This is a genomic window from Marinoscillum furvescens DSM 4134 (assembly GCF_003386095.1).
GTDB lineage: Bacteria > Bacteroidota > Bacteroidia > Cytophagales > Cyclobacteriaceae > Marinoscillum > Marinoscillum furvescens.
The window spans coordinates 224614-236831 of the sequence record NZ_QREG01000006.1; the positions used below are offsets into that span (position 1 = coordinate 224614).

The window sequence follows — 12218 nt, forward strand, 5'->3', positions numbered from 1 at the left end:
AATGAGCAAAAACGCACTAAAATCACTGTTTGAGTAGGTTTTTCTTTTTATCAGTGAAATGAGAAGGCGGATAGCCAAACTCCTTTTTGAAGCTACGAGAAAAATAGTGGTTATCGTTAAACCCTACACGGAAAGCGACCTCCTTCACTGAATATTCTCCAGTCTCCAGCAGCTGCCGTGCGTAAGTAAGGCGGTGGGTATTGATGTACTCTTTGATGGACTTGCCAGTAAGTGCCATCAGCTTGCGGTAGAGCTGAGAGCGACCCACCCCCATTTCCAGGCACAGCTCATCTATCGAAAAGTCATTGTCCGCCAGGTGCGTGTGCAACAGTTGATTGATAGCGGAAAGAAAATCCTCCTTGTCGTCTTTTTTTTCTTCCAGGTTTTGCTGGCCAAACTTGCGCACCAATGCCTGACGAGAGTCCAGCACATTTCTCACCTTTAGCTTTACTTCTGAGATGTTGAAGGGCTTTTGTATGTAGTCTTCGGCACCCGCTTTTAAGCCATCGAGTTTATCCTGAATGGATGTTTTTGCGGTAAGCAGTAGAATGGGTATGTGGTCAGTAAGCACATTGTTTTTGAGTTGGTTTACCACTTGTAGGCCATTTACCTCCGGCATCATCACATCACATATGATCACGTCCGGCACCTGGGCTATTGCCAGCTTCACTCCATACTTACCGTTTTCAGCTTCTATGACCCGGTATTGAGCACTAAGCTCTTCACGCAGCAACTGCCGGATATCTTCATGGTCTTCGATAACCAAAATCAGTATCCGGTCATCTTCTGGTTTACCGGTGGCCAACTCATCTTCTACCTTCGAAACCAGCTCATGATCCTGAAAGCCGACCGGAAGCTCAATGGAGAAGTGTGTACCGCGCCCTTCTTCGCTATGGAAGGTAATCTGGCCACGATGCAGATCTACCAGCCCAGCTATCAAAGAGAGACCAATCCCACTACCGGCGGCCGGCAACTCCTTGAAGTCTAATTGGTAGAACCGGTCAAATATCTTGCTTTGAACTTCTTTGGGGATACCTACTCCTGTATCACGAATGTCTATTTTCATCTTCCCCGTTTGAATACACTGATTGGATACCGAATGCGGCAGCAATTCCACATTGAGCCGAACATCCCCATTCCTGGGGGTAAACTTAATGGCATTGGCCACGAGATTCGTAATGATTTTTTCCACTACGTCCGCATCAAAATAGCATTTAGGGGTGTTTTTGGAATAATTTACTATAAAATTCACCTGACTTTCTTTGGCCCAGTAGGCATATGCACTTTTGATGTTTTCAATCAACCCCAAATGGTCTTGTTCGGCTACCTGCAACGGCTGCTGGTCTCCCTCAAGCTTTCGAAAATCCAGTATCTGATTGATGAGCTCCAGCAGTCGCTTGCTGTTTTTATACATCATGTCCAACACGCTCTTTCGCGGCACCACCTGCTCCTGCTTGTACTTATCTAGCGGTGCAGCAATGAGCGTAAGTGGCGTACGCAGCTCATGAGAGATGTTGGTAAAGAAGCGCAACTTCATCTGAGTGAGCTCTTCTGTCTGTTTTACGCGCTCTTTTTCCAGCTTAAACTGGTTTTTAGATTTTTCCCGTCTGATAAACACCACTAAAATACCCGCAATAATCCCAGCCATCAGCAATAGGAACAGCAATCGAACCCATAACAGCTCCCAGTACGGCGGGGCAATAGCAATATGGATGGACCGAATAGCTTCATTCCACACCCCATCTTCATTGCTGGTTTTTACCATGAACTTGTACTGGCCTGCGGGTATATTGGTATAGGTTGCTTTATTGGCACCTTTTGCTGCTACCCAATCTTCATCAAACCCCTCCAACTTGTATGCATACTGGCAGCGGTCATTGTCATCGTAATGAATGGCCCTAAATTCCAATTCGAATTTATTGTCTGAATATTCCAACAGAATACTGTCTGCCACCATGATATGACTGGTGAGATGCCTACCACCCACTGCTACCTGTTCATTGTTAATCAGCAGGTTGGAAAGGTAGACAGAAGGGGTACTAGCACTTGGGTGGACCTGCTCCGGATCAAACACCATCAAGCCTGCTTCTGTGCCCACCAGTATGCGGCCATCGGTTAGCTTCAGGCTATTGGTCACGTGATCAGAACTAAGCCCTTTGCGACTGTTTAAGTTCATTACCTCCCCTGAATCAGGCTCAAAATAGTAGAGCCCTTCACCCCTACTTCCCACCCAAAGCCCTCCAGCATCGTCCACCTCCATGGTGGTCACAGACACATCTCTCAAAGCATCGTGCTGGATTCTGCTAAAGGATTTTCCGTCATCGTTTAAGCAGCAGACACCCATCATGCTACCAACCCAAAGCCTCCCCTGCTGATCTTCTTTGAGGTCTCGAATGAATTGCCCATTGAGGGTAGTGGTATCACCGATCACATGACGATAATGTGTGAACGACTGATCTTTCGGATGGTACTTTTTCAGGCCATCGCCATCCGTCCCCAGCCAAATCTCCCCACTGCTCGACTGAAAGATTTTGTGCACGTGATGAAAATACCCCAGCTCATTGGGTTTGGCGTTGGGATTACAATGTATATGTCTGATTGTGCGGCTTTTCAGATCAAGCTGAGAAACACCCAGGATTCGACCTATCCAAAGCACACTATCACGGGTAAGCGCCAGGCATTTGACTTCCGTAGTAATGCCATGCGGTTCTTCCCAGCGCTTGCTTCCATCTTCATTGTAAGCACGTACCGCCAATTGATCAGCCAGATACATCGTACCATGTGAATCACTCTCCATCAATGGGTTGTGCATCGGGAAAGGAAAACTGCGGACTACTGTAAATTCGGTCTTATCGTAGATCGTCACCTTTACTCCATCAGCAACCCAAAGATAGTTTGGGGTGGATTGCAGGTGTACTGCTGGTTGTCCTTCCAAAAAAGGTTTGAATATGGGTGCTTTTTGATCTATCAAGAAAAAGCTACCTCTATCCCCCAGCACCCAGGTATCTCCAGTCTTTTGGTTGTGAAACAGGTTTCGAAGCTGGCGATTTTGTGGGTCATCATAAAATGCGCTACCGGCCAGGGCATGAATAACTTTCAGGTTCTCATCCAAGATATTGATTCCACTACCACTCAGTGCCCATAGCCTGCCTTTAGCATCTATAGCTTCCCCACTCAACCCATGGTAATGGTTACTGTGCTCTACCAGCTCATTTTTTTCGGTTAGATAGGCTGATGGCGGTACATCTGACAGCAGACGATCGCCATATTGGACCAGTGAAAAATGGAATTGTTGTTTGGGTTTATAAGCTTTAAATACCCGTTGAAAAATTTCCTTCTGTGGATCAAATATGTTGAGCCCTTTCCAGGTACCCACAAATACGCGTCCATCTGGATGCTCTGCCAGCGACAGGATATTGTTATGGCTGATGGTATTTTCATCCGCCTCATCATATTGGAAACGCTGAAAAGTTTCGGTTTCCCGGTCCATGAGGTTTAACCCACCGCCATCAGTACCTATAAAAAAATCACCATTGGAAGTTTCATAAATGACCTTTACCTCATTAAAACTAAGGCTTGTACGGTCATCAGGGTCGTTGATGTAGCGCTTAAAGCAATCGCAGTTGCGGTTGTATTTGTGCAACCCACCTCCGTAAGTACCTACCCAAAGGACTCCACGCTTATCCTCAAAAACACTGGAGACCCGATTGCTGGTAAGGGCAGTAGTGTCTTGTGTGTCCTTCTGATAGTGTTTGAAATTTCCACCATCCCATCTCCAAAGGCCATTTTCAGATCCGATCCAGATGAATCCGAATTGGTCCTGCTCCATATCGGTAAGAATCGCCTCCACCGGAAGTTGGAATTTCCGGATATTGAACACGGCAGTATCCGTACTGGCTATCGCTGGAAAGACTATGCCTGCCCAACCTGATAGAAATACTAACTGCAAGATTATCAATTTATAATACTGGACCGTGTGCATCTTAGCTTAAAGATGCCAATTTATTCGGTACCTTCAAGGGCAAACGGTTGTGGCCGGTAAGCTATCTTAACCCTGAGTCAGTTATTTGGTTTGTAGTCGCCAGGTGCGTACCCAGTCTACATACATCGTGTTGACAGAACTGTCCTTCAGCAGTTCCTTTTGGGCTATGCCACCGAGCCAGTCTTCATCTACGGTCCAGAGGTCCCATATGAGGTTTAGTGCTCTGGTAAAGTCTCGCTCTGACACCACACTACCTGCCGGCTCACCGTCCAGATAAAACTGAATGTGTGTGGCGTCTTTCCACCAGACACCCACAATGTGGTAATCTTCATTCCAGGGTACTCCTTTCAGCGGGTTGTTTTCAGAAAGGTTTCGGTTGTCAAAGTTGCCTTTGTTGCGGCGTGTATCATCGTCTACCACATGAAAGTACTGTGAATTCATCTGCCAGGGAAAATCCGGCTGGCAACCACACGATGGGTTCGAGTTATTTTCTATGACGTCAATCTCATTCCGGTTGGAAATATTGCCATTGTTGAGCCAGAATGTATTGTATGCTGAAATGTGGGCCGTTTTGATGCGGCTTTCTGTGTACATCGGATAGCTGATCTGCGCTCTGGACTGCACCCGAGAGGTCTCAAACCATCGCTCTGCACCTTCGTCCAGCGTGGCTTTGATCCACAGGTTGCCATCTGCCACTCCTGAGTTTTCATCACGCATTTGCACCGGCACACCATAGTTCCAGAGTGGTTTAAACCATTTGTTGCTATCCCAAACATCAAATTCATCCGTAAGCTCTTCTTCTTTTACCCATTCCATTCCCTCGGGTGTAGTATCATCTATAGACACAAATGAGGGAAGAGCAGGGTTCATGTTTTGAAATGCCTCGGCTGATGGCCCTTCAGTTTGATCCTCCTCTTGCTGGCTCTCTTCTTGCTGATCTTCCTCTCGCTGGTCTTCTTCATTGACCTCTTCGAAATTCTCCTGTTTTTTGTCCGGCTCTATTTCTGAAGTTTTACATCCGTATAAAACCCCAACCACCAAGCACATCACTGACAAGCGAACTAACAACAGTATCTTTTGACTAAACATAGATCTCCTACCTCATTTATAATAGAAACTATGACCAAGGTATGCAGCAGTACGGTAAGGCCTTCTAAAACCAACTTGACAAAAACTGGACACCACAACACAACACTTTACAAAATGTTAGTTTTCAGAGGTTCTGCATTTCACCAGGAATGAAATGCGTTTTTTGCTGTCTTCTTGTCGAATGGTTTTTTTTGAATCACTGTTCTTTCAATCATAATAAGCCCAAAAGTCAGTTTCAGACCTCATCGGATCAGGTACATCTGCAAACTCCGTAGCGGCAGTTTTCATCAAACGACGCATTTCCTTTACTTTCTCCTCATACTCGGGAAAATCTGCGAGGTTAAAAGTTTCCCACGGGTCTTCCGTGAGCTTAAACAGCTGTGTGACACGAGAGCCGGCAATATGCGCCTCTCTATCGTAGCTTTTGGCTACTGGTGCCCGGACGTATTCTATCAGTTTATATGCACCGTGCCGCACGGCGCGTTGGTGCTGGCGGTACGCATGGTAGGTGTAATCCCTTACTGACGAAGATTCACCAGAAATGACCGATGCTAAACTTTTGCCCGTTACCGATTCTGGTATTTCCAGGCCTGCCAATTCACAAAGCGTGGGCAGGATATCGAAGTTATACACCAGCGCATCTATCCTGCTACTGCTTTCCTCTATCAAACCTCCGGAAAATATCAAGGGAATGTGAATGCCATCTTCGTCATAAATATTTTGCTTACCCAACAACCCATGATTTCCTACCCCCAGCCCACTATCTCCGGCCATCACAATCAGTGTATTTTCATAAAGTCCGCTTGCTTTCAATGCTGCCACCACACGTCCTATTTGTGCATCTAGATGCGTGATGATGGCATAATAATCCGACAGATGCTGACGTGCTATATCGACCGTGCGGGGCCATGGAGCCAAACGCTCATCCCGTAGGTATATGTGCCCATTATCAAAGGGGTGCTGAGAGCCATAAGACGGTGGCAAATCGATCTCTTCCTCAGGGTACAGGTCTTTGTAACGCTGGGGTGCCTGCCTGGGGTCATGAGGTGTAGGAAATGCGAGGTAAGTGAAAAATGGATCTTCCTTGGTGTAATTGGTAAAAAAGGAAACAGCTTCATCTGCCAACACCTCCGATACATGGGGCCCTGTAGCTTCCGTACCTATAGGTCCACGCTTATCTTCTGCCGTGAGCGCCCGTCTGATGACCGTTCCATTGTCATCATACTCCAACAAGTAACAGTCTTCTTTGCGGTAATTCCCACTGGCATTCCAATCACTAAATGGCATCCGGAATTGATCGGTGAGGTATGCAGGCATACCAGACACTTTGGCTCCATCATCAAATGACCGGGCCAACGATTTCATATCATTATGCCATTTACCAATATGATACGTATAGTACCCAGCATCCTTAAAGATTTCGCCCATTGTGTGATGATCTGATGGAATCACCCGACCTTGTCTGGGTCCAAGTTCAAATAAGTTTCTACCGGTGAGGAGCATAGCCCGGCTAGGAATACAAGTAGCCCCTGTAAAAGCTCCCTGCAGGTAGGCATTGGTAAAAGCTACACCTTCCTGCGCCAGCTGATCAAGGTTCGGTGTTTGTACCGCCTCACCACCCAGGGTGTGCACACCTGAGTAGCGATGGTCGTCGGTATAGATCACCAGGATGTTTGGTTTTTTCAGAGCTTGAGCGCCCGTGTGACTGGTATTTATGAATACCGCAGCAAACCATAGTATGAGTCCAATTAGCGATTGACATGTATTTCTGTAAGTAGCCATTGTAGCGATTTAAGTGGTAAAAAGGGGTTTGGTGGCGTCACCAGGTAAAACCATTGCGTTCTGGATCAAGGGATAATTCGTTCCTGACGTTCATCTGAGCCTGTAAGAGTAAACACCACATCTTCCAATTCAAGCTGCTCTACATGACGGGCGTACATCCCATAGGCCGGCAGCACCTCTCCAAACATGGTAAATTCCGGGTACTTATTCACGTTCTCCGGAACGGCAATCTTTGCATGCTCTGCAGTACCTCCACCGGGCAGTGAAATTTGGATGTTTTTCAAGGAAAGCTGATCAATGGGATGGTCTGGTGTACCGGTGATAAATATGCCCGTAGGTGCACTTAGCCTGGATTCTTCTACGGTTCGGGTGGTAGCTGTAACATTCGATATCTGCACACCAGCCATAGTCCCCACAGGCTGTCGCTTAGCATCCCTATATACCAGCCTACGCTCGCCCAACCTCACAAAGATTGGCATGTCTACATTGGTCATTTCAATGCTATCTATGAGAATGCCCCGAACATTGGCACCATCAACACTTAGCAGCTTGATACCTCCACCTTTCGTATCATAGATCTGACAGTTTTTGACGGTGATGTTGCTAAAATTCCCCATAGACTCGGTACCAAACTTTACGGCTCCCCAGTGGCTGCTCAGCTTACAATTATGCACTTTGATATCTTTTGTAGGAATGGGACTGGTGGTCTTAAAGCAGATCGCATCATCTCCACTGTCTATATGTGTATTAGAAATCACGCCTTCTGAAGAGGAATCGATATCAATCCCATCATTATTTTGATTGGCATGGCTGTAAATTGATACTCCATCTACAACAAACTTCTTACACTGATAAAAATGCAATGTCCAGGCAGCTGGCTGTCGTAGCGAAATGTTCTCAATATTGATGTTTTCTGACCTCACCAAACGTATGAGAAATGGACGGTAGGACGGTCTTATATGCTTGTTAACATAGTTTTGTTTGGAGGTATCTACCTCTGGCATCCTGGGCACAATTAGCTCTTCTCCAAGCTCTACCATGGTCTTTTTGATCGCACCCATTGTAAACCTGTCGCCCTTGCCATCGATCACCCCTTCACCAACAATCGCGATGTTTTTGGCCTTTATAGCCCCGATCAAACATTGCCCGCGGTATTGACCCGTGGCGTCAATAAAGGGATCTATAGACTGGAAATGGTTGGGATTGAGACTAGCGATCAGTTTGGTGTTTTCTGCTACCTTCAAGGTCACATCATCTTTCAAAAGGATAGTGCCAGTACTGAACACTCCACCCTCGACCAACACTACACCGCCACCATTTTCCGAACAGTCATCAATAGCCCGCTGAATGGCCGCCGTATTTACTGTGATGCTATCACCTACAGCGCCATAATCGGTAACCCTCCACTCGACCTGCGGTTGACAGCTTGTAATCAACAAAATCACAAACGTCAGCAGGAGTAAGCCTGAAGAGGTGGAAGAATGGTTTGTTCTCATAGCTATAGTATTTTCAACTCTAAAGTGATCATTCTACCTGACTCCCTTTCACGCAAAGGTTTTCACAGAGAAATTGGAGGGTCTATAGAGCTCAAAAAAGGAAGTAGCCTGAGGCAGATAAAGATAGGAGCACCTATCACAGGAGCGTTACGCAAATAGGAGTCAGCTCAAAATTGACGTTAAGGCCGGGCATGCGCGCTACCGCTAGCTGGATTTGACGGAAAAATTATATACGACTATTCTCTAACAAACCGTATAGAATAAGTCTTACCCTGCCGCTTTATTAAAACAAGATAAATCCCAGGATTCAAATCACTTGTGTCAATATCCAGCATGTTGCCATATCTCTGCCACTTAAGGTTAGGAATGGATTTACCATCTACCGAAATAACGTCCATTGCCAATTTTTCTGGATCGGTGAAGTTCAATGTTACTTTTAAAGAATTCGAAGTAGGGTTTGGATAAGCACCTACTTTCTTGTTATCGACCCTGGCATCCGTATCAAGTACCTTTGATGGTTCCTCTTTTGCTATTAAGTCATTCCAACCTTCAGTCACACCCTCTTCATAACCGACAGTCCAGCCACTGGACTTCAATGCCAGCCAGTATATTCCTTCTATATATGGGTCTGGCTTAAAATCAACTATCACACCTGGTTGTCCTAAATTATCGTTGATCTTGTGCCAGGTTTCACCACCATCTTTAGATAAATAAGCCCCGGTATTTAGCAACATGGTAAAATTCTTCTTGGCATTCTGTATGGCACACGACACAGTGATGATATCTGGGTTGAGAGGCGATGTGGTAGTCTGCCATATATAGGGCATGTCAAAAATCTTCTCCCAGGAGCTTCCCTCATCTTTGCTTCTCCAGACTCCTCCTTCTTTTAAGGACCCTTCGAATCTTCCACAGGAAATATATAACCATCGGTTGTTCCGGTCCTGATAGATATTATTCACGGCGACTATCTCAGCTGGTATAGTCATCTTTGACCAGTTTTCACCTCCATCTGTTGTCTTATACAATCCTCCACTTCCGCCTTTTGTACCTTCGTTCAATGCAGCATATAAAGTCGCTCCATTGTCCTTATCCATAGCTATTCTCCTTACACTTGCGTCTAAAGGAAAACCGTTGTTTTTTGTACTCCAGGTAAGTCCACCATCCGTACTCTTGTATACTCCGAATTCATCTATATCATCGGGTATCAGATGAGCAGATACTTCTGCAATGGCATTTGAAATCAGTGTAAAATAGATATTATTAGGATTTTCGTGATCTATGGTCAACGAATACTGAAACAACATATCCGAAGAATTATTCCCTTCATGAACAACCGGCCTTGATAAAGTTTCCCAGGTCTTCCCGCCATCCGTTGATCTTCTAAAATATCCTCTGTGTGTCTGTCTGAATTGTAATGTATAGATGATGTCAGGATTATTGGGGTGTACTGCCACGGTTGCAATGGACAAAGCACCACCTTCATTGTTCTGTCCTTCGATTTGCTTTACTGCCACGTCTTTTCGATCCGCCCAGTCTCCCAGAGGAGCTGACTCCCATAGGCCATGTTCCCCACTACAGAAAAAATATCGGGATTTTATACCCGTCTCTAACAGCATCAACCTTCCAGGCAAGTTACTGTCTCCCCTGCCGATCCAGGCGCCGCTGCCTTCTTCTGTCTCATCGTCATCCATCTGATTCCATGTCGCTCCCTGATCATTCGACCGCACCACTTGTTGTTCCAGACAGGCGAACACCTCTCCAACGCTATTGATTTCCAGAAACCTATTGCCGAAAATTTCAAATTTCTCATCCTGGTCGTGCTGTAAATGCGCGTATTTCACATTTGCTCCTATGGGATTGTTTCGGGCCTGCCAATAACTCTTATCCGTCTCACTTATCCAATACTTACCCGAACGGGCAGTGGCTACCCAGCTTTGCCCACCATCTGAAGTCTTCCAAATGTCTCCCACACCGAAAGCACCACGGTCATGTTTGGTATTATGACTCAAATAAAGCTCATCCTTATTCGTCGGGTTGACTACAAGTCTATTCCAGGTTGATAGCGCTGAATTTGGTAGGATTGGGTAGTCATCTTTAGCTTGATTCTTGGAAATGCCAAACCATATCCCAAGGGCACGATAATAATTCTCACTTACAAAGTAGTTATTGACGGAAGTCAGGTCAATGGCCAGGTTTCCAGTCATATTTACCCATGAGGCCCCATGGTCTATGCTCTTATATACCCCCCCTTTCGAAACAGTCGTACTGCCACTTGCTTCGAAAAAAGTTTGTTCCACTAAATAGATTATGAATTCATCATCAGCGGCATTGTAATAGTAAGTCATATCCCTTGGTCTATTATTTGGGAGTCCAGTAGCGCTTGGAGACCAGGATTCTCCACGGTCGGTACTTCGATAAACCCCATAATTCGAAGCTATAACTATATTGGAAGGATTGGTTGGATCTACAACTATTTCAGCGACATCAAGACCTGCCGGTAACCCTGTAGTCTTTCTAGACCATGTTTTACCTCTGTCCGAACTCTTCATGATATGGCCGTATCCTCCCCAAGGATAGATATACCCTTTAGAAGGGTCATTCATACTGGCCAATGTCCTTCTAGTACCCTGATTTTTCACGTCCCAAAAGTCTCCACCGCCGACATACCAATAATTATCATCGGTAGGATCAACCACTATGGTAGATTGTCTGCCTCCGGGCAAGCTTCCCATTGGCACCCAATTTTGTCCTTGATCCGTGGTATGGTAATAAACTCCAACAACATCCAGTGCGATCCCAAAATCGGCATCCTGATGAGAAAAGGCCAACGATTTCACTCTCCTCAGCTCATCACCGTTCTCGCTTCGTCCTTTAGCCGTTTGCCAGGAAACACCATTATCCCAACTGCCATAAAAATCCCCTAAGTCTGGAGCCATAAACATGACGTTCTCATTGGTGGGGTGGCACCAAAACTCCTCACAATATCCAGCCATTCCAGGGCCAACTTGTCTCCACTTAACCAGATCATCTACAGGAACCTTTTCAGATTTTAACCGATCAAAATAAGCTGTATTTAGCTGCCCCATCGCGCTGAGAACTGTGACGAAAAATATTATTGGAAGTAACCTTCTTTTCATAATAAGCTTCAATTGCACTTAACTAATATCCCGCTTAGCAGTAAACGGTAAGATTGAAAGTTAAAATTTTATACAGGAATGGATTGAGCAGTCGTTTGCGCAGTTGGTTTCCGTACATATGTCTGATTAATAGGGGCCGTGGTACCTTTCTTGTCTATCTCTCTGTTTAAATTGGCCGTATTACGACAGCCTTCCAAAGCATTATTCTCCTTAAGAATTCTATTGGGGTGCTTTGATGCTTAGGTACCTTTAGGTTGCCTTAGTTGAAGTTAGCGGCAGATTAAAGAAGCTAGGTAGTTCATCAAATCGATTTGAAGGTTCTAAATCACCCTTTTTCAATCGAGTAGGAAATGAGGATGGATGATCAATCCAGCCTCATTGTCCTCTCACACCACCCAGCGTACTCTCGTACTGGGCGGTTTCTTTGAAGTATAAACTGTAGTTTTCAACTAGATTGAACAAACCAATCTTTTGGAGCCACGCCTTGTTCATACCTTCATGTGCTTGCGGACTTCCTGCTTTTCTAAACCATCCCTTATGGGATGTAGCTAAAAGTATACTTCGCCATATAGGTAACCCAAGACTTACCAAGAATCGCGTTATGGTTTTTGCTCGCTTGCATTGTTTGAGACGAAAACATCTTATCCTTCGATGTATCCAGCTACTCAATCGCTTAAGCCTGCTTAGCATCTTTGCGTTTCTGAAGTAATTGAGCCACCCCCGGAGCACCCT

Annotated in this window: 6 protein-coding genes; all 6 read right to left on the reverse strand. The window is 45.5% G+C overall.

Features of this window, described 5'->3' with window-relative positions:
• Positions 1–22 precede the first annotated feature (22 nt).
• The gene (locus C7460_RS08855; protein ID WP_170147946.1) at positions 23–3949 is read right to left on the reverse strand and encodes a hybrid sensor histidine kinase/response regulator transcription factor; all 3927 of its coding nucleotides are present in this window, start codon (positions 3947–3949) and stop codon (positions 23–25) included.
• 114 nt (positions 3950–4063) lie between these two features.
• Complete coding sequence (locus C7460_RS08860; RefSeq protein ID WP_221409489.1) at positions 4064–5071, reverse strand: LamG domain-containing protein; 1008 nt, start codon at positions 5069–5071, stop codon at positions 4064–4066.
• A gap of 207 nt (positions 5072–5278) precedes the next feature.
• Positions 5279–6853, reverse strand: coding sequence for a sulfatase-like hydrolase/transferase (locus tag C7460_RS08865; RefSeq protein WP_115867731.1), 1575 nt, complete (start codon positions 6851–6853; stop codon positions 5279–5281).
• Positions 6854–6918: 65 nt separating this feature from the next.
• Entirely contained in the window at positions 6919–8349 is a 1431-nt protein-coding gene (locus C7460_RS08870) for a glycoside hydrolase family 28 protein (RefSeq protein WP_115867732.1), read from the reverse strand.
• 236 nt (positions 8350–8585) lie between these two features.
• Positions 8586–11486 (reverse strand): VPS10 domain-containing protein, encoded by a 2901-nt coding sequence (locus tag C7460_RS08875; protein WP_115867733.1) that lies wholly within the window; start codon positions 11484–11486, stop codon positions 8586–8588.
• Between the two features lie 375 nt (positions 11487–11861).
• Positions 11862–12215, reverse strand: coding sequence for a group II intron maturase-specific domain-containing protein (locus C7460_RS24525; RefSeq protein ID WP_115867734.1), 354 nt, complete (start codon positions 12213–12215; stop codon positions 11862–11864).
• Between the last annotated feature and the right edge of the window lie 3 nt (positions 12216–12218).

Bases quoted from the DNA above. Each gene is read 5' to 3' on its own strand.
- C7460_RS08865 (WP_115867731.1), bottom strand. From the start codon at position 6,853: ATGGCTACTTACAGAAATACATGTCAATCGCTAATTGGACTCATACTA.
- C7460_RS08870 (WP_115867732.1), bottom strand. From the start codon at position 8,349: ATGAGAACAAACCATTCTTCCACCTCTTCAGGCTTACTCCTGCTGACG.
- C7460_RS08875 (WP_115867733.1), bottom strand. From the start codon at position 11,486: ATGAAAAGAAGGTTACTTCCAATAATATTTTTCGTCACAGTTCTCAGC.
- C7460_RS08860 (WP_221409489.1), bottom strand. From the start codon at position 5,071: ATGTTTAGTCAAAAGATACTGTTGTTAGTTCGCTTGTCAGTGATGTGC.